This window comes from Cryobacterium sp. TMT4-10 (assembly GCF_004403275.1).
GTDB lineage: Bacteria > Actinomycetota > Actinomycetes > Actinomycetales > Microbacteriaceae > Cryobacterium > Cryobacterium shii.
This window is the reverse complement of record NZ_SOGU01000090.1, coordinates 80,637-102,977: the sequence shown is the minus strand read 5'-3', so window position 1 is coordinate 102,977 and position 22,341 is coordinate 80,637. Positions and strand designations below refer to the sequence as shown.

Below are 22,341 nucleotides of genomic sequence, written 5' to 3'. Positions count from 1 at the left end.
AAGCTCCGTAAATCACTGTTTTAGGACAAGATCTCCGTCGAATTGGTTCTACGCCGGATAGTCCGCTCCGCTGTGGAACGGCGGCCCCACCTGGGCGCGGCGGGTCCGACTGTGCGTGGACCGCGCAATCGCCCGTCGGCTCCGGCGGGTTCAGCTCCTAGCGCGGGGCGGGGGCCGCGCCCGGCTCGGCGCCCACGGCGATCGGCACGTGCACGGCATTGCCCCACTCGGTCCAGGATCCGTCGTAGTTGCGCACGCCCTCGAATCCGAGCAGGTGCGTCAGGACGAACCAGGTGTGGCTGGACCGCTCCCCGATCCGGCAGTACGCGATGATGTGGTCGCCGTCGGTGAGGCCGGCCTCGCTGCGGTAGATCTCGTCCAGTTCGCTCCGAGCCCGGAATGTGGCGTCCGGGGCCGCGGCGCGGGCCCAGGGCACGGATGCCGCCGACGGGATGTGGCCGCCGCGGAGGGCGCCTTCCTCGGCGTAGTCGGGCATGTGGGTGCGTTCGCCGGTGTACTCCTCGGGGGAGCGCACGTCGATCAGGGGGTTGCCGAAGTGCGCGAGGACGTCGTCACGGAAGGCGCGGATGGGCGCGTCGTTGCGCTCCACCAACGGGTACTCCGCGGGAGTGATGACCGGACGGTCGCGGGTCAGTCCGCGTTCCTCCGCGATCCATTTCTCACGTCCGCCGTCGAGGAGGCGCACGTCCTCGTGTCCGAAGAGGGTGAACACCCACAGGGCGTAGGCCGCCCACCAGTTGCTCTTGTCGCCGTAGATGACCACGGTCGTATCGCGGGAGATTCCCTTGCCGCCGAGAATCGCGGCGAAGGCCTCGCTGCCCACGAAATCACGCTCAACGGAGTCGTTGAGGTCGGTGTGCCAGTCGATCTTGACGGCGCCCGGGATGTGTCCGGTTTCGTAGAGCAGCACGTCTTCGTCGGACTCCACGACGACCAGGCCGGGACTGCCGAGGTGGGTCTGCAGCCACTCCGTGCTCACCAGCCGCTCGGGGTGGGCGTAGGCAGCGAACTTCGGTGCCGGATCGAGATCAACGGGCATGGGGAAACCTCCTGGCGAGCGTCCGAAGACACCGGAATGGATTGAGCGCGGTTTAGGCTGGTCAGCGGCCCGCGTTCGAATCTACGCGGTATGGGTTGTGATCGCATTCGCGCCGCAGTACTTCGACGCCGACGCTCCGACCGTGACGAATCCGACCAGAAAACGGGTATTCCAGCATGGCTCCACACGCCCTCCGTCAGGTGCACCGTTTGGCTGACCGCTCTCCGAGCATCACCGGGTCGGAGATCGTGGCGGAGCTCGTGCCGCCGCCCCAGTTCGAGCACGCCTCCTTCGAGTCGTACCGTCCGGACCTGAATTTCCCGTCGCAGCTCGAGGCGGTCGAACGCCTGAACACGTTCGCGGGGGCCTGGCTGCCCCAGCGGCCCAGCGGGTTCTTCTCCCGCACCCGCAAGGCCAAGCCCGAACTCCCGGGGATCTACCTGGACGGCGGGTTCGGTGTGGGCAAGACCCACCTCCTCGCCGCGCTCTGGCACGCTGCACCCGGCCCCAAATACTTCGGCACCTTCATCGAGTACACCGCGCTGGTCGGGGCCCTCGGCTACGCGGCGACCGTCAAGCAGCTGTCCGGCGCCAGACTGATCTGCATCGACGAGTTCGAACTCGACGACCCGGGCGACACGATGCTGATGACCCGGCTGCTGGGCGAGCTCGTCGCCTCGGGCACCCGGGTCGCGGCCACCTCCAACACGCCGCCGAACTCCCTCGGCGAGGGCCGATTCGCGGCGATCGATTTCCTGCGCGAGATCCAGGCGATGTCCGCCAATTTCGAAATCGTGCGCATCGACGGGCTGGACTATCGCCGCCGTGACATCGAGGGCCATGCCATCGCCGTGAGCCGGGACGAGCTGGACCAGATGGTGCCGGCGCTGGTCGAACGCGGCTCCGCGGTGACCCTGGACGATTTCGGCGCGTTGATCCGTCATCTCAGCACGGTGCATCCGTCGAAGTACATCAAGATGATCCACGGAATCGACGTCATTGCCCTGTCCGACGTCTACCTGCTGACCGATCAGACGGATGCGCTGCGCCTGGTGGCCTTCATCGACCGCGTTTACGACGCGGAGATTCCGATCATCGCCAACGGACAGCCCCTGAACGAGGTCTTCGACCAGGAAATGCTCTCCGGCGGCTATCGCAAGAAGTACCAGCGGTCCCAGTCGCGCCTGGTGGCGCTGACCACGGGAGAGCTTCCGCCGCACGACTGACCCGGGCCGGCCCGGTGGCCGTCTGGCGGGAAACGCGATGTTAACACCGTCGCACGGCGCGTAACGCGGCCGAAACATACCGGCGCACTTCCCGAAACCTGACAACTCCAAACTGACTCTGTACCCGCCGAGACACGATCAATGCTCACCCTGTGCACGTCGACGGCAATCACTGTTAGTTAGAGAGAGGTAACCATATCCATGGTTGAACTGTCAGTCCTGATGAACGCCACAACAGACGAAATAAGCCTGAACGTCAACTCCCTGTGGCTTCTCGTCGCGTCAGCCCTCGTGCTCCTGATGACTCCCGGTGTTGCCTTCTTCTACGGCGGCATGGTCAAGGCCAAGAGCGTCATCAGCATGATGATGATGAGCTTCGGCGCCATGGGCGTCGTCGGCGTGCTGTGGGTCGTCTTCGGTTACGGGCTCGCCTTCGGGCCTCCGCTCATCCCCGGCTTCCTCGGCGACCCGACCAGCTTCCTCGGCCTGACCGGCCTGCTCGGCGCCGGCGAAGACGGAACGCTGAACCCCGACCTGAACGGGCTGGCGTTCGCCGGCTTCCAGGCCACCTTCGCCATCATCACTGTGGCCCTGATCTCCGGAGCGATCGCCGACCGTGCGAAATTCGGCGCCTGGCTCATCTTCGCCGCCGTCTGGTCGACGCTGGTCTACTTCCCCGTCGCATACTGGGTCTTCAACCTCGCCGACGGCTGGGCTCCGGCCGCCCTCGGAGTCAACGACTTCGCCGGTGGAACCGCCGTGCACATCAACGCCGGTGCAGCCGGCCTCGCTCTGGCCCTGGTGCTCGGAAAGCGCGTCGGCTTCAAGAAGGGCATCTCCAAGCCCCACAACGTTCCGCTGACCCTTCTCGGTGCGTCGCTGCTGTGGTTCGGCTGGTTCGGCTTCAACGCCGGCTCGGAAGCTGCCGTCGACGGTGTTGCCGCCCTCGCCTGGGTCAACACGCTCGTCGCACCCGCCGCCGGCATCCTCGGCTGGCTGATCGTCGAGAAGATCAAGGACGGCAAGCCCACCTCGATCGGTGCGGCATCCGGTGCTGTTGCGGGACTCGTCGCCGTCACCCCGGCCTGTAACATCCTCACCCCAGGCTGGGCGATTGTCCTCGGCGTTCTCGTCGGCGCGGTGTGTGCGGTCGCCATCGACCTCAAGTTCAAGTGGGGCTTCGACGACTCCCTCGACGTGGTGGGCATCCACCTCATCGGCGGCATGATCGGCACCCTGTTCATCGGCATCGTCGGCTCGGGCATCGGCCTGCTCGACACGGGCAGCTTCGCCCAGCTCGGCGTGCAGGCGCTGGCCGCCTTCAGCATCGCGATCTTCTCCTTCGTGATGGCCTACGCCATCGGCTGGGTGATCCAGAAGACGATCGGCTTCCGCATCAACAACGAAGACGAGGTTGCCGGAGTCGACACGATCGTGCACGGCGAAGAGGGCTACGCGCTCGACACCGTGTAGCGGCAGCTCCACTCACCGCACCTGTCGTTCCACGGGCGGCGGCGCATCCGGTTCCTTCGGCTGCGCCGTCGCCCTTCTACACTCCTTGACTGGCTGGCAGAACTGAGCCATGCTCACGATGCTCGCACTGACCCGAACGGTGCGAGCGCTCCGCTCCGGTCCCGTTCAGTCGAGACCGGGGCGGGCCCTCTTTTTTCCCCGGCCCCCAGTTCCATTTTTGATCCGGATGCCGCCGGTGCCGATAGCGTGGACTCACGCACGTCACCGCCGCACCGCCCAGCTCATTCCCGTGCCCGCGCCCACCGGCGCCGGCACGAACGGAAGGATTCCATGTTCGAGTTCCTGCTCAGTCCCATCCCCGGCTTCATCGCCCTGGCGGTCGTCGTTTTCCTGATCGGACTGATCTACGCCAAGACCGTCTACAAGAACGCCGGGCCGGACGAGGCCCTCGTGATCACCGGCAAGAAATCCAAGAAGACCATTGTCGACGGCCAGGCCCTGGAGGAATCCGGTCAACGGGTCGTCCATGGCCAGGGCGTGTTCATCACCCCGTTCTTCCAAAAGGCGTTCAAGATCAGCCTGCGCAGCCGTGCGATCGAGATCACGGCCGTCGCCCAGGACCAGAACGGCGTCACCCTCACCGTCGAGGCCGTCGCGATCGTGAAGGTCGGCGACGACCCGGCAGCGATCCGGGCCGCCGCGCAGCGCTTCCTCGGTCAGGACAAGAACATCGACGGCTTCGCGCAGGAGGTGCTGTCGGGGTCGCTGCGCTCCTCGATCGGTGGCACGAACGTCATGACGATCATCCAGAAGCGGGACGAGCTCGGCTCCTCCGTGCTGGCGACCGCCCGTGAATCCCTCGCCAACCAGGGCGTCGACGTCGACTCCTTCGAGATCAAGGGCATCACCGACGAGAACGACTACATCCGTGACCTCGGCCGGGCCGAGCAGGCCAAGGTGCGGCGCCAGGCCGAAGTGGCCGAGCACCAGGCGAACCGGGAAGCTCAGGAGGCCGCGATCCTGGCCGAGCAGGCCATCGCCGAGGCGCAGAACACGCTCGCGCTGCGCAAGGCCGCCCTGCAGCTGGACACAGACAAGGCCTCCGCCGAAGCCGCCGCGGCCAAGCCGCTGGCCGAGGCCAAGGCCCAGCAGTCCATCGTGCAGCAGCAGGAGCTCACCGCTCAGCGCCGGGCCTCCCTGCGCAAAGCCGAGCTGGAATCCGAAGTGAACGCCATCGCCGATGCCGACGCCTACCGCATCCGGGTGACCGCCGTCGCGGCGGCCGAGGCCGCGGTGGCCGCCGCGAACGCCGATCGGGACAGCCGCATCGCGAATGCCGAGGCGATCCGCGCCGAGGGTCAGGCCAACGCCGACGCCATCCTTGCCCGCGGTACGGCGGAGGCGACCGCCACCCGCCTGTCCGCCGAGGCTGTGGCTGAGCAGAGCGAGGCGCTCATCCAGTTGCGCATGGTGGAGATGCTGCCCGAGATCGCCCGTGAGCTGGCCGCCCCGATGTCGAACATCGACAACCTCACCGTCATTTCCACGGATGGCGCCAGCCAGCTGACCAAGAACGTCGCCTCCGGTTTCACCGAGGTCGACGGGGTGCTGAAGTCGACGATGGGCGTCGGTATCCGGGAGCTTCTCGGCAACCTGGTCGGCGGTGTCGCGGCCGGAGCAGCCGCGGTGAAGGTGTCCACGCCGGTGCCTGCCCTCACGACCGCCCAGCAGGCCGACGTCGACCACGCCCTGGCTGCTCCCGCCGTCGAGGCCTAGCCGCAGAGCCCAGGGGAGACTGTTCGATGACGGATGCTGCGATGGACCCGATCTCGGCGATCGCGCCGCTCCTGGCGGGGCGGGCGGCCGCCAGTCAGCGCTGGTCGCATCTCATGTTCTTGCACTGGCGCGTGGACGCCGCCCTGGTGGCGCCCCTGCTCCCGGCCGGGCTGGTCCCGGACGAGTTCGACGGCACGAGCTGGGTCGGTCTGATCCCGTTCGTGCTCGACCGCGCCACCGTCTTCGGCAGCCCACCGATCCCGTATTTCGGCACGTTCGTCGAGGTGAACGTGCGGCTGTACGCCGTGGACGAACAGGGTCACCGAGGCGTCGTCTTCGTATCCCTCGAAGCGTCCCGCCTCGCAGCCGTGCTCGCGGCCCGCGCCCTGTTCTCGATCCCCTACATGTGGTCCCGCACGCGCCTCGAGGTGTCGTCGGGTCCGGGGAGCACCGGGCAGGGGAGTGCCGGGCCGGAGTTTCACTACACGTCCAGGCGCCATCTGACCGGGTCGGCCCACACGGACATCGTGGTGCGTCCCACCAACCGTCCGGTCGTCGGGGACCTCCTCGCCGATTTCCTGACCGCGCGCTGGGCATTGTTCACCCGCACCCGCGGTCGCACGGTGCACCTGCGCAACCACCACGAGCCCTGGGCGCTCTACGAGGCCGAACTCCTGCGGCTCGACGACACCCTGCTCGCCGTGGCGGGCTTCCCCGGGTTGGCCGAGCGCCCGCCGGATTCCGTGCTCTACGCGCCTGGGGTCACGACCTGGTTCGGGTCGGCCGGCTGAGAGTCGCCGGGTCTGAGTGCAGTGACCGCCGCCGGTGTCGGCAGTTTCAGTATTTCGACTTCTCCTCCACACTACGGGTCTGATCGGTTTATCCACGGTGTCCACGGATGCCGGGCGAGTGTCGGTGGGTGCACATAGCGTGTTCCCCATGAAGCCGTCAATCATCGAAGAGCGAGAGGCCATGGGCCGGCATTTCGACGCGATCGCGGAGGCCGAACGGGACATCGCCGTGGCCTTCGCCCGGCGGGCCGAACGGGTCGAGGAGGCGCGCCGGTTCGGGCAGGCGATCGCCCACCACAAGGCCCGGGTGCCGGGTGCCCGCTGGGATGCCCGCGAGGTGGCCGAGCGGGAGTTCTCCAGCGAGCTGGCCTGCACGATCCGGGTGCCGCAGCGCACGGCGGAGAACCTGGTCGCGGAGTGCCGGGCCCTGGCCGTGGAGCTGCCCGCGACCCGGGCTGCGCTGGCTTCGGGGGAGATCAGCTACCGGCATGCGCAGGTGGTGGTCAATCAGGCGTGGTCGGTGCCGGAGGAAGGGCGCGCGAAATTCGAAGCCGCGGTGCTGAAGTCCGCGGGCACGCTCACCGCGTCGAAGCTGAAGTACAACGCGCGGATTCTGCGGGAGCGGTGGCACCCCGAGACGATCAGGGCCCGGCATCAGAAGTCGGTGAAGGACCGGGCGGTGTTCTTCGAGCCCGAGCCGGACGGCATGGCCTCGCTCACCTTCTACGCGAGTGCGGAGAAGGCGCAGGCCGCCCACGAACGGATCACGCTGATGGCCCTGAGCCTGCAATGCGCCGAGGAAGACCGCACGCTGACCCAGTTGAAGGCGGATGTGTTCGAGGATCTGATCCTGGATGGGGTCACGCCGTCGGGCCTGGGAAAGGGGATCCGGGGTTCGGTGAACATCACGGTCCCGGTGTTCAGCCTCATGGGCCTCAACGACGAACCCGCCCACATGGAGGGTTACGGCCCGATCGACGCGGACACGGCCCGCCGGATCGCTGCCGGCGCGCCGAGCTTCACGCGGCTTCTGGTGCATCCGGAGACCGGGGTGGTGCTCTCAGTGGGCCGGGACAGGTACAAGGTGCCGAAAGACCTCAAGAAGTACTTGCGGGTGCGGGACGAGACGTGCCGGTTTCCCGGCTGCAACCGGTCGGCGGCGCATTCCGACATCGATCATTCGCTCGATTGGCAGTTCAACGGTTTGACCGCGGAGGACAACCTCGCGCACCTGTGTCCGCCGTGCCACGCGCTCAAAAGCGAAACCGGGTGGACCGTGAAACACCTCGAAGATGGTGTCCTCCAGTGGAGGTCACCGAGTGGGCGGGCGTTCATGAGTGAGCCGGCCACGGTCATCCGTGCGGTGGAACCCGAACCTCCGCCGGGGGAGTCCGCGAAGACATCTGTGCCTCAACCCTCGCCGTTCTGACAGTCGCCTTGAGAATCGTTCGAGACCCGGTGCCCGGTTCGCTGGCGTGGCGGCCGGATCAGGCGAGCAGACCGAGGAAGCGTCCGGCGAACCCAGCGCACGCGACCGTCGCGACGAGGAACACGGCCACCCAGATGACACCGGGGATGTGCGTCAGACGCGCCAGCTGGTCGGCGTCGGAGGCGCTGCCGCGGCTCCGTGACCGGGAGCGGTGCAACTCCGCCACGGTGCGCACCGCGCCCAGCAGCAGGAACGCCGTGATCAGCAGGGCGAAGACGCCCTGCACCGGGGGAGAGGCGAACCAGGTGATGCCGAAGATGACGGCCGCCGTGACCAGGACCGACCAGAGCCCGAACCAGTTGCGGATCTGTACCAGCAGCAGTGCCAGGGCAACCAGCAGCAGCCAGAGCAGGCCGATGTCGTAGCCGAGGCTGAGCATCCGTGCAGCGCCGAGCCCCAGGAGAGCGGGCGCCGGATACCCGGCCAGGAGAGTCAGCACCATTCCGGGCCCGCGGGGGCGTCCGCTGCTGACCGTCAGCCCCGAGGTATCCGAGTGCAAACGGATGCCGCCCAGCCGACGCCCGCTCAGCGTCGCCACGACGGCGTGCCCGCCCTCGTGCGCGATCGTGATGACATGGCGCCCGATGCGCCACAGACCCGGCACCAGCACGAGCAGGGCGGCGGCCGCGATGGTCAGCCAGGCCGTGGCCGCCGGCAGCGGTTCGTTGCGTGCGGAGAGTTGCCCCCAGAGTGCGACCAGCCCGTCCATGGTTGTCAGCCTAGGTCACGAAGCGAACCCCCTAAACTTCTCCGTGGGGGGTCATCAAGCAGGCTGATGAGGCTAGTCCCCATATCTCTGGAGACGCCCATGCTCGCGAACCTCATCATCGCCGTCGCAGCCAACCCCGGCCCCTTCGTCGAACCCAACCAGACTGCCGGCGAGTCCGCCCCGGTGCACGCTGCTCTGATCGCGTTGATTCCTCTCACTGGCCTGCTGGTCATCGCGGTCCTGCTCTGGTACCTCGTGCATAGCAGCTACGTCAAATTCCAACGGGCCACACTCATCGCCATTGGCGTGCTCGCCGTCCTCATCGCCGCCAACATCGTGGGCCTCTCCGTCGCCTACAACGCTGAGGTCCGCGGGATCGCCGCAGCGACCGCGCAGGCTGAAGCCGACTACAGGGAATCGGTGATCACGTTTCTCTCAGAGGACTACGGGATCACCGTCGGCGGCAAGGCGGCCGGGGAGCTCATCGCCGGACACAGCGTCACGGTGCTTCACGAGGGCGTGGACACACTGGTTGAAGTCGACGTGGACGGCAGCGACAAAATGGTGGTGTACCTGCCCGATAGACGGACGCTGGCACCGGTCCAGTAGGCCGCGGCAGGGTGGAAACAAAAAAACCCCGGAGAACCGGGGTTTTTTGTTGTGGGCGATACCGGACTCGAACCGATGACCTCTTCCGTGTGAAGGAAGCGCGCTACCAACTGCGCCAATCGCCCATTGTGGTAAAAACTGTGAAAGAACTGCAACCACGAGTCTTGATACTAGCCCAGAGCGGGGACGCGGCGCACATCGAGAGGGCCGCAACACGCCGGGGCGGCTCGGTTTGAAAATGCACGGGAGTATCGGCTAGAGTCTTCAAGCGCGCAGAAATGCGCGCAGTTGCGGATGTGGCGCAGTGGTAGCGCATCACCTTGCCAAGGTGAGGGTCGCGAGTTCGAATCTCGTCATCCGCTCGAATTGGATCGGTCGCAAGTCCGGTTCTTTTTGATATGTACCCTATGTGGTGGGTTGGCCGAGAGGCGAGGCAACGGCCTGCAAAGCCGTGTACACGGGTTCGAATCCCGTATCCACCTCCAGACTTGAGAAAATTCAAGATCTGGGCGATTGGCGCAGCGGTAGCGCGCTTCCCTGACACGGAAGAGGTCACTGGTTCGATCCCAGTATCGCCCACAGATGAACCCCCGGCTCGCCGGGGGTTTTTTCTTTGCCCCTGGACGTCCTGGGGAACACCGGTCGCGCCCGCGTCGATCCTGATCGACGGGCGACCGGCACGAGTTCGCAAGCCGACCGGCAACAGGAAAAGGCCTGGTTAACCTTTGTTTTTTCTGCCTCACCGGGCAGAATCACCGGGGAGGGTGCGGCGGGCGCGGCCGGAATCGGCTAGAGTCTTTCAAGTCAGCGGAAACGCAGACACAGTGCGGATGTGGCGCAGTGGTAGCGCATCACCTTGCCAAGGTGAGGGTCGCGAGTTCGAATCTCGTCATCCGCTCGAATTGAATCGGTCGAAAGGCCGTTTCTTTTTGGTATGGACCCTATGTGGTGGGTTGGCCGAGAGGCGAGGCAACGGCCTGCAAAGCCGTGTACACGGGTTCGAATCCCGTATCCACCTCCAGACTTGGAGAAAATTCAAGATCTGGGCGATTGGCGCAGCGGTAGCGCGCTTCCCTGACACGGAAGAGGTCACTGGTTCGATCCCAGTATCGCCCACAGATAAACCCCCGGCCCGCCGGGGGTTTTTTCATCCCACGATGTTGTTTTCCGCGCGCTGCGCTGGCCCAGGGCGCGATGGTGTCATCCGGACGGGGGATACCGCTCCGGCCGGCCGTGCACCAGTCTCGACGGGGAGGATCGTTCATGGAGTGGTTGGTGCCGTTTGTGCTCCTCGCAGTTTGCGTCCTCGTCGTCACGGCGTGGCTGACGCGAGTGGCCAACTACGCTCCGGTGAGCCTGAGGCCTCCCAGTCGCCGGATCTCGGACGCGCCGGTGCGGCAACGGGTTCCCGCACTGCCCCCGCAGCAGCCGGCCCCCCTCCGCAGCTCCGTCGCCGGCGACCTTCTGTCCAGCCAGGACGGCGACCGCCTCCTCGTCGCTGACATCCGCGGCCTCCCGCCGCTCTATCTGCAGCACCGTGCCGGGGAACTCTGGCTGACCGAATCGACGACCGGCCGGCTCGTCGGTCTCGGCGACCGTAGCCTGGCGGGACTGGGAATCTGGATCATCTGGCTACGCAACATCGACTCCCGCACGATCGTGGCGAGGGAAGGGCTGCTGCACCCCGGGGCGACCGTGCGTCTCCAGCGGGACCCGGGCCCGCTCTGCGGTGCGAACGGCATCTCGGTGCATGCGGCGACCGGCCGGCGGGTGGGCTGCGTCAGCCCGCTGATCGCAGCCAGGCTCACCCGCGTACTCGATGCAGGCACCACGCTCCAGGCGGTGGCGGTCGCGTTCACCCCCAGCCCGCCGCAAGCGGGCCCGCCGAAAGCCGGCCTGGACTGATCAAGGTTCTGGCCGCGTCCCCGGACACCCTCGCCCACCTGTCCCGCCGGCTGCCCTGACCCGCGGGAGGAGGGACCGGGCCACGTGCGCCGCTAAAGTTGGAGGGGTTCGCACAATATTGAGGAGTTATACACGTGGTTGACGGCTTTGAGCTTTTCACCGACCGGTCCGTTGTCGCAATGCGCGTCAATGGCGAGCTCAAGGATCTCGCCACCACGGTGACTCCGACGGATGCCGTCGAACCGGTGACGATCGGCTCGCCCGATGGCCTCAGCATCCTGCGCCATTCGGCCGCCCACGTGCTCGCGCAGGCCGTGCAGACCGTGAATCCCGCCGCGCGCCTGGGCATCGGCCCGCCCGTGACCGACGGTTTCTACTACGACTTCGACGTGGCCGAGGCGTTCACCCCGGACGACATCAAGGCCCTCGAGAAAGCCATGGACCGCATCATCCGCCAGGGGCAGCGGTTCGTGCGCCGGGTGGTGACCGACGACCAGGCCAGGGAAGAACTCGCCGCGGAGCCGTACAAGCTCGAACTGATCGGGCTCAAGGGCGGTGCGGCCGAGAGCGCCGACAACGAGTCGGTCGAGGTCGGCGGCGCCGAACTCACCATCTACGACAACGTGGACCCCAAGACCGGGGAGACCCTCTGGAAGGACCTCTGCCGCGGCCCGCACCTGCCGAACACTCGCATGATCGGCAACGGGTATTCCCTGACCCGCCTCGCGGCCGCCTACTGGCGCGGCTCCGAGAAGAACCCGCAGCTGCAGCGCATCTACGGCACCGCCTGGCCCACCAAGGACGAACTGCGCGCCTACCAGGCCCGCCAGGAAGAGGCCGCCAAGCGCGACCACCGCAAGCTCGGCGCCGAACTCGACCTGTTCAGCTTTCCCGAGGAGATCGGCTCCGGCCTGCCCGTGTTCCACCCCCGTGGCGGCATCATCCGCCAGGAGATGGAGGACTACTCCCGCAAGCGCCACACCGAAGCCGGCTACGACTTCGTGTACACGCCGCACATCACCAAGTCGAACCTGTTCGAGACCTCGGGGCACCTGGACTGGTACGCCGACGGCATGTTCCCGCCGATGAAACTCGACGCGGAATACGACGCCGACGGTCACATGACCCGCCAGGGCGTCGACTACTACCTCAAGCCGATGAACTGCCCGTTCCACAACCTGATCTTCCGTTCCAGCGGCCGCAGCTACCGCGACCTGCCGATGCGCCTGTTCGAATTCGGCTCGGTCTACCGCTACGAGAAGTCCGGCGTCGTGCACGGGCTCACCCGCGTGCGCGGCATGACCCAGGACGACGCCCACATCTACACGACCCGCGACGGCATGAAGGAGGAGCTCACCTCCACGCTCAACTTCGTGCTGAAGCTGCTCGCCGACTACGGGCTCGAGGACTACTACCTGGAGCTCTCCACGAAAGACCCGAAGAAGTTCGTGGGCAGCGACGAGGCGTGGGCCGAAGCGACCGAGACCCTGCGTGAGGTCGCCGAAGCATCCGGTCTCGACCTCGTCGCCGACCCGGGCGGGGCGGCGTTCTACGGGCCGAAGATCTCGGTGCAGGCGCGCGACGCGATCGGCCGCACCTGGCAGATGTCCACCATCCAGCTGGACTTCAACCTGCCCGAGCGTTTCGACCTCGAGTACACCGCGCCCGACGGCTCGCGTCAGCGCCCGGTCATGATCCACCGAGCCCTGTTCGGGTCGATCGAACGCTTCTTCGCGGTGCTCACCGAGCACTACGCCGGGGCATTCCCGGTCTGGCTGTCCCCGGTGCAGGTCGTCGGCATCCCGGTGTCCGAGCAGTACGGTCCCTACCTCGACGAGATCGTGGGCCGGCTGAAAGCCGCCGGGGTGCGCGCCCAGGTCGACCACTCCGACGACCGGATGCAGAAGAAGATCCGCAACCACACCAAGGCCAAGGTGCCGTTCCAGCTGATCGTCGGCGAGGACGACCGGAACAACGAAGCGGTCAGCTTCCGCTTCCGCGACGGCACACAGGAGAACGGGGTGCCCGTGGACGACGCCATCCGCCGCATCGTCGCCTCGATCGAGACGCGCGCCCAGGTCACGACGCAGGGCCAGGCCTGAGATGAACCGTGACGCCGGGGGGTTCGAGGGAACCGAACAGTCGTCCGACTTCGCAGCCGTGCCGGATGCGTTCCAGCGGCTGTGGACTCCGCACCGCCTCGTCTACATCCAGGACGGCCAGCAGCCGCACGCCGACGACTGCCCGTTCTGCCTGGCGCCGGAGATGGACGACGAGAAGGCCCTGATCGTTGCCCGCGGTCGTTATGCCTACGTCCTGCTCAACCTGTTCCCGTACAACAGCGGTCACCTGCTGGTATGTCCGTACCGGCATATTGCGACGTATGACGAGGCGTCGCCGGAGGAGGTCGCCGAGATTGGTAGCCTGACCCAGATCGCCATGGGCGTGCTCAAGGCGGTCTCGCACTGCGACGGCTTCAACATCGGTATGAACCAGGGCCGAATCGCGGGGGCGGGCATCGCCGGCCACCTGCACCAGCACATCGTCCCGCGGTGGGCGCTCGACTCGAACTTCTTCCCGATCATCGCCGGAACTAAGGCCATTCCCCGACTTCTGGGCGATGTTCGCCGCGAAGTGGCCGAGGGCTGGCCGCAGAGCACGAACTAGCGCAGAGCACGAACTAGCGCAGAGCACGAACGAGCAACACTTTCCCGCCCGGCCCCTGCCGGGCGGAACCCATCCAGTGCAAGGAATAGAATTACAGCCATGACTGAAACCACACCCGCCGAGCAGTTTGGGTCGAGCCGCGTCAAGCGCGGACTCGCCGACATGATGAAGGGCGGCGTCATCATGGACGTCGTCAACGCCGAGCAGGCGCGCATCGCAGAGGACGCCGGCGCTGTCGCCGTCATGGCCCTCGAGCGTGTGCCGGCCGACATCCGTTCCCAGGGCGGCGTCGCCCGCATGAGCGACCCCGACCTGATCGACAGCATCATCGCCGAGGTCTCCATCCCGGTCATGGCCAAGGCGCGCATCGGCCACTTCGTCGAAGCGCAGATTCTGCAGGCCCTGAACGTCGACTACATCGACGAGTCCGAGGTGCTGAGCCCCGCCGACTACGTCAACCACATCGACAAGTGGAACTTCACGGTTCCCTTCGTCTGTGGTGCGACGAACCTGGGTGAGGCGCTGCGCCGCATCACCGAGGGCGCGGCCATGATCCGGTCCAAGGGCGAGGCCGGCACCGGCGACGTCTCCGAGGCCATGAAGCACATCCGCACCATCAAGGGCGAGATCGGCCGCCTGTCGTCGCTGAGCAAGGACGAGCTGTACGTCGCCGCCAAGGAACTGCAGGCCCCGTACGAGCTCGTCGCCGAGATCGCCGCCACCGGCAAGCTCCCCGTCGTGCTGTTCGTCGCCGGCGGCGTGGCCACCCCGGCTGACGCGGCCATGATGATGCAGATGGGCGCGGACGGCGTGTTCGTCGGCTCCGGCATCTTCAAGTCGGGCAACCCGCAGGCCCGCGCGAACGCCATCGTCAAGGCCGTCACGTTCTACGACGACGCCAGCGTCATCGCCGCCGTCTCCCGCGGTCTCGGCGAAGCCATGGTCGGCATCAACGTGTCCGATCTGGCCGCACCGCACCGCCTCTCTGAGCGCGGCTGGTAGTCACTCGTCCGTGAGCGTTGGAGTTCTCGCCCTTCAGGGTGATTTTCGGGAGCATGCCGAGGTTCTCCGGTCCCTCGGCGCCGACGTCGAACTCGTTCGCCGCCCGGAGGAACTGGCCCGCGTCAGCGGGCTGGTGATCCCGGGCGGCGAGTCCAGCGTGATGGACAAACTGGCCAGGGCGTTCGGCCTGGCCGAACCGCTGGCCGCCTTCGTCCGGAGCGGGCTGCCCGTCTACGGCACCTGCGCCGGCCTGATCATGCTCGCCGACACCGTCATCGACGGGATCGCCGGCCAGGAGAGCATCGGCGGTCTCGACATCGCCGTGCGCCGAAACGCCTTCGGTTCCCAGACTCTCTCGTTCGAGACCGACCTCGACGTGCCTGTCCTCGGCGACGCTCCCGTGCACGCCGTGTTCATCCGGGCCCCGGTCGTGGAGACCGTGGGCCCCAGGGCCCGGGCGCTGGCCACTCTCGCCGACGGCCGGTGTGTCGCCGTCGAGCAGGACAACCTGCTCGGCACGTCTTTCCACCCCGAGATCACCGGGGAGAACCGTTTTCACGAGTACTTCCTGGGCAAGGTGGCCGCGGCCGGTTTTCGCGGCTAGGGTCCGTACATGACCCGGTCGGTTGCTTTCCTGCGCGGCATCAACGTCAACGGCATCAACATCAGGATGGCGGCCCTGCAGTCCGTCTTCCGGGAACTCGGATACACCGGGATCAGCACGGTGCTTGCCAGCGGCAACGTTCTGTTCACGACGAGTGAGACGGATGCGGCGGCCACGAAGGCGCGGATCGAGCGGGCGCTCTCCGACACCTTCGGCTACCGGGCCTGGATCATCCTCGTCGACGTCGAGTGGCTCGACCGGGTCGTGCGGGCGTTCCCGTTCGACGCGGACCGCGAGGGGTGGCATCCCTACGTCGTGCTCGGGTCAGACCGGTCCGTGCTGGACGAGCTCCTCGGCGCGGCCGGCGACGCGGACCCCGACACGGAACAGATCAGGTCAGGCGCCGACGTGTTGTACTGGCAGGTTCTGCGGTCGGTGGGCGTGGGCAGCCCGTTCAGCAAGCTGAGCGGCAAGGCCCGGTACCGGGCGAGCACGACCACGCGCAACCTGCGTACGCTGCAGAAAATCCTGGACCAGCCCCCGGGCGCGTGAAGCCTGCTCCGCCGGACACCGCGGGTTAGAATGTGGGGTACCTCAGGGTGCGACGACCAGAGAGCCAAGCGAGACAACGGGAGATTCATGTCCGGACATTCCAAGTGGGCGACAACGAAGCACCAGAAGGCGGTCACCGACTCTCGTCGGGCCAAGGCGTTCGCCAAGTTGATCAAGAACATCGAAGTGGCTGCCCGCATGGGCGGCGCCGACTTGTCGGGAAACCCGACGCTGGTGGACGCGATCCAGAAGGCCAAGAAGACCTCCGTCCCGAACGACAACATCGACCGCGCCGTCAAGCGTGGTGCAGGCCTGTCCGGTGAGGTCGTCGACTACACGACCATCATGTACGAGGGCTACGCCGCGCACGGCGTCGCCATCATGATCGAGTGTCTGACCGACAACAAGAACCGGGCCGCCGCCGAGGTGCGCACGACCGTCTCCCGCAACGGCGGCAACATGGCCGATCCCGGCAGCGTGGCCTACAACTTCAACCGCAAGGGCATCGTCGTGGTGCCCAAGGGTGACAACGTCACCGAAGACGACGTGCTCGCGGCCGTGCTCGACGCCGGTGCCGAAGAGGTCGTCGACGACGGCGACAAGTTCGAGGTCTTCAGCGAGGCCCATGACCTCGTCGCCACCCGCACGGCGCTGCAGACCGCCGGAATCGACTACGACTCCGCCGACATCGCATTCGTGCCCCAGCTCAAGATCGAGGTCGACGCCGAAACCGCCCGCAAGGTCTTCAAACTGATCGACGCGCTCGAAGAGCTCGACGACGTGCAGAACATCTACAGCAACTACGACGTGTCGCCCGAGGTCATCGCGGAGCTTCAGGCCGAAGCCGAGTAGAGGCCGTGTCAGTCCGGGTCCTGGGCATCGATCCCGGGCTGACCCGTTGCGGCGTGGGCGTGGTCGACGTGAACCCCAACCGCACCGCGACCCTCGTCGACGTGGCCGTGCTCCGCAGCGCGGCGGACCTGCCGCTCGAGCAGAGGCTCCTGCTGATCAGCCGGGGTCTCGAGGAGATGCTCGACCGGCACCAGCCCGAATTCGTGGCGATCGAGCGGGTGTTCGCCCAGAACAACGTGAGCTCCGTCATGGGCACGGCGCAGATCAGCGGGGTCGCCCTCCTCCTCGCGGCTCAGCGCGGGCTGACCGTCACCCTGCACACCCCCAGCGAGGTCAAGGCCGCGATCACCGGTTACGGGTCCGCCGACAAGGCGCAGGTCGGCACGATGGTCGCCCGGGTGCTCGGCCTGGCCGAAGTGCCCAGGCCGGCGGATGCCGCGGACGCGCTGGCCATTGCGATCTGCCACGCCTGGCGCACCGGCGCATCCGGTGGCACCCTGCCGACCGGCGCCGCCGTCCCGGTCGGAACGCTGACCCCGGCCCAGAAGGCATGGCGCGCCGCCGAACGCGGCTCCGTGTCGCCGGTGACCCGTAGTGTTAAGCGGTGATTGCATCCGTACGTGGCCTCGTCCTGTCTGCCCTGGGTTCGACGGCCGTGATCGAGGTCGGGGGAGTGGGGCTGGCCCTGCAGGTCACCCCCGCGACCGCGCTGACGCTGCGGGTCGGCACCGAGGCCCGCCTCTCCACCACGCTGATCGTGCGCGAAGACTCACTCACGCTCTACGGGTTTCCGGCCACGGACGAACTCGAGGTGTTCGAGCTGCTGGTCGGGGTGACCGGCGTCGGACCGAAATCGGCCCTCGGTGTGCTCGCCGTGCTCAGCCCGAACCGGATCGCACAGGCGGTCGCCTCCGAGGATGACGCCGCTTTCCGCAAGGTCAGCGGCATCGGCCCCAAGACCGCCAAGTTGATCGTGCTCTCCCTGGCCGGCAAGGTCTTCGTCTCGGCCGCCGCCGCCACCGCCGCGGCTCGCCCGGCCCCCACGAGCGCGTCCGCGAACGTGCAGGCCGCCCTGATCGGCCTGGGCTGGTCTGAGCGGGTGGCCGCTCAGGCGGTCGAGGAGACCCTCGCCGACACGGCCGATCCCGAGCAGGTCGGGGTGGCCAGTCTCCTCCGGCTGGTCCTGGCCCGGCTCGGCCCGGCCCAGCAGGCTTCGGAGCGCCGCTCATGACACCCGAACCGCGCCTGGCCGGCGACCCCGGGGTCGAGCTGACCAATCCCGTTCTGGAAGGCGACGCGGAACTCGCGTTCGAAGGCGCCCTCCGGCCCCGGAGCCTGGCGGAGTTCGTCGGCCAGCAGAAGGTGCGCAGCCAGCTGCAGCTGCTGTTGACGGCGGCGACCATGCAGGCCCGCACGCCGGACCACATCCTGCTGGCCGGCCCGCCCGGGCTGGGCAAGACCACCCTGGCCATGATCATCGCGTACGAGGGCAACCGGCCGCTGAGGATGTCCAGCGGCCCGGCCATCCAGCACGCGGGTGATCTGGCCGCCGTGCTCTCCTCACTGATCCCCGGCGAGGTGCTCTTCATCGACGAGATCCACCGGATGGCCCGCTCGGCCGAGGAAATGCTCTACCTCGCGATGGAGGACTTCCGGATCGACATCATGGTGGGCAAGGGTGCCGGCGCCACCTCGGTGCCGCTCGAGCTCGCCCCGTTCACGCTGGTGGGCGCCACGACCCGGTCCGGGCTGCTGCCCAACCCACTGCGCGACCGGTTCGGGTTCACCGCCCACCTCGAGTTCTACGCGGACCACGAGCTCGAGGAGGTGCTGGCGCGTGCCGCCGCACTGCTCGACTTCAGGATCGACCGGGAGGCCCTCGCCGAAATCGCCGGTCGGTGCCGCGGCACGCCGAGAATCGCCAACCGGCTGCTCCGGCGGGTGCGCGACTACGCCCTGGTGCACGGGGGGGACGCCGACCTGGCCGCCGTCCACGCGGCCCTGGAACTCTACGACGTGGACGCGATCGGGCTCGATCGGCTCGACCGGGAAGTGATGCGCATCATCCTGACCCGTTTTGGGGGTGGGCCGGTTGGCCTGAACACACTGGCGGTGTCCGTGGGGGAAGAGTCGGAAACCATCGAGGCTGTCGTGGAGCCGTTCCTGGTGCGGATAGGCTTCCTCACGCGCACCCCGCGCGGGCGCGTGGCGACCCCCGCAGCGTGGCGGCACTTCGGTCTCGTCAACCCGCAGGACGGCGCTCCGAAGGTCCCATAACCTCGATGACCTATAATTCGAGTTGGTTCGTAAGGAATCAGACGCACAAGCTTCGGCCATCGCGCCGCAATCGGAAGGTTTCACAGTTTTATGGATCCGTTGACTCTTGTCATGCTCGTCGTTCTCGCGGCGCTCGTTTTCTTCATGTTCCGCAACAGCCGCAAGCGCCAGAAGGACCAGGCCGCGCTGCAGGCCCAGATGGTTGCCGGCGCGGAGGTCATGACCAACTTCGGGATGTACGGAACCATTCTCTCGATCGACGAGGAAGCGAACAAGGTCGCCCTTGAAATCGCACCGGGAACGGTCGTGCAGCTGCACCGCCAGACCATCGCCCGTGTGATCGAGCCGACCGTGGCCGAGTCCGAGGACGCACCCGTTGCCGAAATCGGCCAGGACACCGCCGGCGTCATGAACGAACCCGAGTTCGGTCAGCGAGTCGCTGATGCAGACACCGACGAAGAGCCCAAAAAGGGCGATGCGTAACCAATCCCTCTCACATGCCCGCGCCGTGACGGCGCGGGCATGAGCACAGAAAGCTGAGTTCACAGGTGGCAAAGTCGTCTCCGGCCAAAAAGGCCTGGCGTTCCCTCACGTGGCTGGGGGTGATCATCGTCGGTCTGATCGCTCTCAACACCGCCGGCGTCCTCACCGGCGGCGGTTCCTGGACGCCCAAGCTGGCCCTCGACCTCGAGGGTGGCACGCAGATCATCCTCGCGCCGAAACTCGAATCCGGTCAATCAGTTTCGCAGGAACAGCTGAACAATGCCGTGTCGATCATCCGGCAGCGCGTTGACGCGTCCGGCGTCTCCGAAGCGGAGATCAACACGCAGGGCGGCCAGAACATCGTCGTCTCGATCCCGGGCATCCCCGACGACGCCACCATCAACCGGATCGAGTCCTCAGCGAAACTCGAATTCCGCCCCGTCCTTCTGGCCGACGCCCCGTCGGCGGCCAGCGTGGGCGCGGACGGCGCGGCGACCCCGGCCCCGAGCGTCGACCCCGACCTGTCGAGCACGCCGACCGCGGTACCCACCGACGCCAGCGACCCGAGCTGGATCACCCCGGCGCTCCAGGCCCAGTACGACGCCTTCGACTGCACGAAGCTCGACACCAGCAACGTCGCCCCGGCGGACAAGCCACTCGTCACCTGTGAGACCGACGGCTCGGTCAAATACATCCTCGGCCCGGTCGAGGTCAGCGGCGAGAACGTCTCGGACGCCACCAGCGGCCAGGAGACGAACCAGAGCGGCGCGACCACCGGCCAGTGGGTCGTCAACATGAAGTTCGACAAGACCGGGACCAAGGCGTTCGCCGACGTCAGCACCCGGTTGAACGGCCTCGAGGGCGTGCGCAACCAGTTCGCCATCGTTCTCGACGGCCAGGTCATCTCCGCGCCCCGCACGAACGCGGCGATCACTGACGGAAACGCGCAGATCAGCGGAAACTTCACCAAGGAATCGTCCAAGACGCTCGCCGACCAGCTCAAGTTCGGCGCCCTGCCGATCAGCTTCACGGTGCAGAGCCAGGACACCATTTCCGCGACGCTCGGCTCCTCCCAGCTCCTCGGCGGTCTCATCGCCGGTCTGATCGGACTGATCCTGGTCGTGATCTACTCGCTGATCCAGTACCGGTTGCTCGGGGTGGTGACGATCGCTTCCCTGACCGTCGCGGCCCTGATCACGTACCTGATCATCACGACCCTGTCCTGGCGGGAGGGTTACCGACTGTCCCTCGCCGGGGTGGCCGGGTTGATCGTTGCCATCGGAATCACCGCCGACTCCTTCATCGTCTACTTCGAGCGCGTGCGCGACGAGCTGCGGGACGGTCGCGGACTCGAGTCGGCCGTCGAGGCCGGCTGGAAGCGCGCTCTGCGCACCATCCTCGCCTCGGACGGCGTGAACTTCCTCGCCGCCGGCGTGCTCTTCATCGTGGCGGTCGGCAACGTCAAGGGCTTCGCCCTGACCCTCGGCCTCACCACGATCGTCGACGTCGTCGTCGTCATCCTGTTCACCCACCCGATGCTCCAACTGCTGGCGCAGACCCGGTTTTTCAACGAGGGTCACCGCTTCAGCGGACTCGACCCCCGGGCGCTCGGTGCCACCTACCGCGGCCGTGCCAAGTTCCAGCCGTCCACGCAGGTCGCAACAGGCAAACTGTCGTCGGCCAGTAAAGAAGCCGCCAAACGTCAAACCATCGCCGAACGCAAGGCGCAGGACCTCGTCGGTTCCAGCACCGATCGCTTCTCGAACGGGAAGGAATCCTAATGGCCAGCTTCTCCCAGTTCGGCAATGACCTGCACACCGGCAAGCGATCGTTCAACATCATCGGCCGGCGCAACACGTGGTATCTCGTCGCATCCGTCATGCTCCTGATCGCCCTGGTCGTCCCGCAGCTCCGCGGCGGGTTCGTCTTCGGCATCGAGTTCACCGGCGGATCCGAGTTCGTGGTGTCAGACCTGCCGAAGCAGGACCAGGCCACGGCGTCTGACGCCGTCAACGCCGTGGTGCCCTCCGCGGTCCCCAAGGTGTCCAACGTGGGCAACAGCGGCATCCGGGTGCAGACCGACCAGCTCAGCGCCCAGGACAGCCGCGATGTGCGCACCGCCCTGGCCGACGCCTACTCGGTTCCGAAAGACCAGGTCACCGCGTCCTTCATCGGCCCGTCCTGGGGTGCCGACATCACCGGCCAGGCTCTGCGCGGGTTGGCGATCTTCCTCGTCCTCGCCGGGATCGGCATGGCCCTGTACTTCCGCACCTGGAAGATGGCCCTGGCTGCCATGGTCGCGCTCCTGCACGACCTCGTCATCACCGCCGGGTTCTACGGCATCACCGGGTTCGAGATCACCCCCGCCGCCGTGATCGGCTTCCTGACCATCCTCGGCTACTCGCTGTACGACACCGTCGTGGTGTTCGACAAGATCCGCGAGAACACCGCTGAGGACGTCACGGATTCGCGCCGCACATTCGGAGAATCGGTCAACCTCGCCGTCAACCAGACCCTGGTGCGTTCGATCAACACCTCCGTCGTGGCGGTGCTCCCGGTCGGATCGATCCTGTTCATCGGTGCCCTCGTGCTCGGCGCCGGCACCCTGCGGGACATCTCGCTGGCGCTCCTGATCGGAATCATCGCCGGGGCATACTCGACGATCTTCATCGCGTCGCCGCTGTACGCCCAGCTGCGGTCCAGCGAGCCGGATATCCGCAAACGGGACCTGAAGGTTCTCTCCCTTCGGGCCAAGGCCGACGCGACGACGACAAAATCCGCGGAGAAGATCACCGCCTAGGCCGGGAGTCGGTCCCCACCTGGCGCCGGTGGTATCAGGCCCGGGTGGCGAACAGCCATAATTGTT

The 22,341-nt window shown here is 66.9% G+C and carries 21 protein-coding genes and 7 tRNA genes; 25 read left to right on the top strand and 3 right to left on the bottom strand.

Annotated elements, in window-relative coordinates:
• Window positions 1-157 precede the first annotated feature (157 nt).
• On the bottom strand, window positions 158-1,060 hold the full coding sequence (locus E3T42_RS13440) for a sulfurtransferase (protein WP_134366734.1): 903 nt from the start codon (window positions 1,058-1,060) through the stop codon (window positions 158-160).
• Between the two features lie 176 nt (window positions 1,061-1,236).
• Between E3T42_RS13440 and zapE the strand changes: the two genes are divergently transcribed.
• The 5 genes from zapE to E3T42_RS13415 all read left to right on the top strand — a co-directional run bounded on the left by zapE (window position 1,237) and on the right by E3T42_RS13415 (window position 7,755).
• Entirely contained in the window at window positions 1,237-2,286 is a 1,050-nt protein-coding gene (gene zapE, locus E3T42_RS13435; RefSeq protein WP_134366733.1) for a cell division protein ZapE, read from the top strand.
• Between the two features lie 201 nt (window positions 2,287-2,487).
• Window positions 2,488-3,759, top strand: coding sequence for an ammonium transporter (locus tag E3T42_RS13430; RefSeq protein ID WP_241976145.1), 1,272 nt, complete (start codon window positions 2,488-2,490; stop codon window positions 3,757-3,759).
• Between the two features lie 330 nt (window positions 3,760-4,089).
• Window positions 4,090-5,535, top strand: a complete 1,446-nt coding sequence (locus tag E3T42_RS13425) for a flotillin family protein (RefSeq protein ID WP_134366732.1) — start codon at window positions 4,090-4,092, stop codon at window positions 5,533-5,535.
• Window positions 5,536-5,561: 26 nt separating this feature from the next.
• Window positions 5,562-6,326, top strand: coding sequence for a YqjF family protein (locus E3T42_RS13420; RefSeq protein ID WP_134366731.1), 765 nt, complete (start codon window positions 5,562-5,564; stop codon window positions 6,324-6,326).
• Between the two features lie 148 nt (window positions 6,327-6,474).
• Window positions 6,475-7,755: an HNH endonuclease signature motif containing protein gene (locus tag E3T42_RS13415; protein WP_134403140.1), complete on the top strand. Its 1,281-nt coding sequence runs from the start codon at window positions 6,475-6,477 to the stop codon at window positions 7,753-7,755.
• A 58-nt stretch (window positions 7,756-7,813) separates the two neighbouring features.
• On the opposite strand, the gene E3T42_RS13410 is transcribed toward E3T42_RS13415, so the two are convergent.
• A complete protein-coding gene (locus E3T42_RS13410) occupies window positions 7,814-8,524 on the bottom strand; it encodes a M50 family metallopeptidase (RefSeq protein ID WP_134366729.1) in 711 nt (236 codons plus the stop codon).
• 99 nt (window positions 8,525-8,623) lie between these two features.
• Between E3T42_RS13410 and E3T42_RS13405 the strand changes: the two genes are divergently transcribed.
• On the top strand, window positions 8,624-9,133 hold the full coding sequence (locus E3T42_RS13405; protein WP_134366728.1) for a hypothetical protein: 510 nt from the start codon (window positions 8,624-8,626) through the stop codon (window positions 9,131-9,133).
• A 52-nt stretch (window positions 9,134-9,185) separates the two neighbouring features.
• On the opposite strand, the gene E3T42_RS13400 is transcribed toward E3T42_RS13405, so the two are convergent.
• Window positions 9,186-9,258, bottom strand: a tRNA-Val gene (locus tag E3T42_RS13400).
• A gap of 165 nt (window positions 9,259-9,423) precedes the next feature.
• On the opposite strand from E3T42_RS13400, the gene E3T42_RS13395 reads away from it, so the two are divergent.
• The 19 genes from E3T42_RS13395 to secF all read left to right on the top strand — a co-directional run bounded on the left by E3T42_RS13395 (window position 9,424) and on the right by secF (window position 22,275).
• Window positions 9,424-9,495, top strand: a tRNA-Gly gene (locus tag E3T42_RS13395).
• Between the two features lie 49 nt (window positions 9,496-9,544).
• Window positions 9,545-9,618, top strand: a tRNA-Cys gene (locus E3T42_RS13390).
• A gap of 22 nt (window positions 9,619-9,640) precedes the next feature.
• Window positions 9,641-9,712: transfer RNA gene (locus E3T42_RS13385), tRNA-Val, on the top strand.
• A gap of 247 nt (window positions 9,713-9,959) precedes the next feature.
• Window positions 9,960-10,031, top strand: a tRNA-Gly gene (locus tag E3T42_RS13380).
• 49 nt (window positions 10,032-10,080) lie between these two features.
• Window positions 10,081-10,154: transfer RNA gene (locus tag E3T42_RS13375), tRNA-Cys, on the top strand.
• Window positions 10,155-10,177: 23 nt separating this feature from the next.
• Window positions 10,178-10,249: transfer RNA gene (locus tag E3T42_RS13370), tRNA-Val, on the top strand.
• A gap of 147 nt (window positions 10,250-10,396) precedes the next feature.
• Window positions 10,397-11,038, top strand: a complete 642-nt coding sequence (locus tag E3T42_RS13365) for a hypothetical protein (RefSeq protein ID WP_134366727.1) — start codon at window positions 10,397-10,399, stop codon at window positions 11,036-11,038.
• 179 nt (window positions 11,039-11,217) lie between these two features.
• Complete coding sequence (gene thrS / locus E3T42_RS13360; RefSeq protein ID WP_241976173.1) at window positions 11,218-13,140, top strand: threonine--tRNA ligase; 1,923 nt, start codon at window positions 11,218-11,220, stop codon at window positions 13,138-13,140.
• Between the two features lies 1 nt (window position 13,141).
• Window positions 13,142-13,705 carry an HIT domain-containing protein gene (locus E3T42_RS13355; protein ID WP_134366725.1) on the top strand — a complete coding sequence of 188 codons (564 nt, stop codon included), beginning with the start codon at window positions 13,142-13,144 and terminating at the stop codon, window positions 13,703-13,705.
• A gap of 99 nt (window positions 13,706-13,804) precedes the next feature.
• Window positions 13,805-14,707, top strand: coding sequence for a pyridoxal 5'-phosphate synthase lyase subunit PdxS (gene pdxS, locus E3T42_RS13350; RefSeq protein WP_134366724.1), 903 nt, complete (start codon window positions 13,805-13,807; stop codon window positions 14,705-14,707).
• A 10-nt stretch (window positions 14,708-14,717) separates the two neighbouring features.
• Entirely contained in the window at window positions 14,718-15,311 is a 594-nt protein-coding gene (gene pdxT, locus E3T42_RS13345; protein ID WP_241976143.1) for a pyridoxal 5'-phosphate synthase glutaminase subunit PdxT, read from the top strand.
• Between the two features lie 9 nt (window positions 15,312-15,320).
• A complete protein-coding gene (locus E3T42_RS13340; protein ID WP_134366722.1) occupies window positions 15,321-15,863 on the top strand; it encodes a DUF1697 domain-containing protein in 543 nt (180 codons plus the stop codon).
• A gap of 87 nt (window positions 15,864-15,950) precedes the next feature.
• The gene (locus E3T42_RS13335) at window positions 15,951-16,715 is read left to right on the top strand and encodes a YebC/PmpR family DNA-binding transcriptional regulator (protein ID WP_134366721.1); all 765 of its coding nucleotides are present in this window, start codon (window positions 15,951-15,953) and stop codon (window positions 16,713-16,715) included.
• A gap of 5 nt (window positions 16,716-16,720) precedes the next feature.
• A complete protein-coding gene (ruvC, locus tag E3T42_RS13330) occupies window positions 16,721-17,323 on the top strand; it encodes a crossover junction endodeoxyribonuclease RuvC (RefSeq protein ID WP_134366720.1) in 603 nt (200 codons plus the stop codon).
• Window positions 17,320-17,946 (top strand): Holliday junction branch migration protein RuvA, encoded by a 627-nt coding sequence (gene ruvA, locus E3T42_RS13325; RefSeq protein ID WP_134366719.1) that lies wholly within the window; start codon window positions 17,320-17,322, stop codon window positions 17,944-17,946. Before ruvC ends, ruvA begins: the two co-directional genes overlap by 4 nt.
• A complete protein-coding gene (gene ruvB, locus E3T42_RS13320) occupies window positions 17,943-18,992 on the top strand; it encodes a Holliday junction branch migration DNA helicase RuvB (RefSeq protein ID WP_134366718.1) in 1,050 nt (349 codons plus the stop codon). Before ruvA ends, ruvB begins: the two co-directional genes overlap by 4 nt.
• 111 nt (window positions 18,993-19,103) lie before the next feature.
• Window positions 19,104-19,475 (top strand): preprotein translocase subunit YajC, encoded by a 372-nt coding sequence (gene yajC, locus E3T42_RS13315; protein WP_241976141.1) that lies wholly within the window; start codon window positions 19,104-19,106, stop codon window positions 19,473-19,475.
• Between the two features lie 65 nt (window positions 19,476-19,540).
• Window positions 19,541-21,256 (top strand): protein translocase subunit SecD, encoded by a 1,716-nt coding sequence (gene secD / locus E3T42_RS13310; protein ID WP_134366716.1) that lies wholly within the window; start codon window positions 19,541-19,543, stop codon window positions 21,254-21,256.
• Window positions 21,256-22,275 carry a protein translocase subunit SecF gene (gene secF, locus E3T42_RS13305; RefSeq protein WP_134366715.1) on the top strand — a complete coding sequence of 340 codons (1,020 nt, stop codon included), beginning with the start codon at window positions 21,256-21,258 and terminating at the stop codon, window positions 22,273-22,275. The genes secD and secF overlap by 1 nt, the downstream gene beginning before the upstream one ends.
• Window positions 22,276-22,341: the final 66 nt, after the last annotated feature.

Excerpts from the sequence above, each read along its gene's own strand:
- E3T42_RS13340 (WP_134366722.1), top strand. The coding sequence starts at position 15,321 with ATGACCCGGTCGGTTGCTTTCCTGCGCGGCATCAACGTCAACGGCATC.
- zapE (WP_134366733.1), top strand. The coding sequence starts at position 1,237 with ATGGCTCCACACGCCCTCCGTCAGGTGCACCGTTTGGCTGACCGCTCT.
- E3T42_RS13430 (WP_241976145.1), top strand. The coding sequence starts at position 2,488 with ATGGTTGAACTGTCAGTCCTGATGAACGCCACAACAGACGAAATAAGC.
- E3T42_RS13365 (WP_134366727.1), top strand. The coding sequence starts at position 10,397 with ATGGAGTGGTTGGTGCCGTTTGTGCTCCTCGCAGTTTGCGTCCTCGTC.
- secF (WP_134366715.1), top strand. The coding sequence starts at position 21,256 with ATGGCCAGCTTCTCCCAGTTCGGCAATGACCTGCACACCGGCAAGCGA.
- E3T42_RS13410 (WP_134366729.1), bottom strand. The coding sequence starts at position 8,524 with ATGGACGGGCTGGTCGCACTCTGGGGGCAACTCTCCGCACGCAACGAA.
- pdxS (WP_134366724.1), top strand. The coding sequence starts at position 13,805 with ATGACTGAAACCACACCCGCCGAGCAGTTTGGGTCGAGCCGCGTCAAG.
- E3T42_RS13415 (WP_134403140.1), top strand. The coding sequence starts at position 6,475 with ATGAAGCCGTCAATCATCGAAGAGCGAGAGGCCATGGGCCGGCATTTC.
- E3T42_RS13335 (WP_134366721.1), top strand. The coding sequence starts at position 15,951 with ATGTCCGGACATTCCAAGTGGGCGACAACGAAGCACCAGAAGGCGGTC.
- thrS (WP_241976173.1), top strand. The coding sequence starts at position 11,218 with ATGCGCGTCAATGGCGAGCTCAAGGATCTCGCCACCACGGTGACTCCG.
- yajC (WP_241976141.1), top strand. The coding sequence starts at position 19,104 with ATGCTCGTCGTTCTCGCGGCGCTCGTTTTCTTCATGTTCCGCAACAGC.
- E3T42_RS13425 (WP_134366732.1), top strand. The coding sequence starts at position 4,090 with ATGTTCGAGTTCCTGCTCAGTCCCATCCCCGGCTTCATCGCCCTGGCG.
- E3T42_RS13405 (WP_134366728.1), top strand. The coding sequence starts at position 8,624 with ATGCTCGCGAACCTCATCATCGCCGTCGCAGCCAACCCCGGCCCCTTC.
- ruvB (WP_134366718.1), top strand. The coding sequence starts at position 17,943 with ATGACACCCGAACCGCGCCTGGCCGGCGACCCCGGGGTCGAGCTGACC.
- E3T42_RS13440 (WP_134366734.1), bottom strand. The coding sequence starts at position 1,060 with ATGCCCGTTGATCTCGATCCGGCACCGAAGTTCGCTGCCTACGCCCAC.
- E3T42_RS13420 (WP_134366731.1), top strand. The coding sequence starts at position 5,562 with ATGACGGATGCTGCGATGGACCCGATCTCGGCGATCGCGCCGCTCCTG.
- E3T42_RS13355 (WP_134366725.1), top strand. The coding sequence starts at position 13,142 with ATGAACCGTGACGCCGGGGGGTTCGAGGGAACCGAACAGTCGTCCGAC.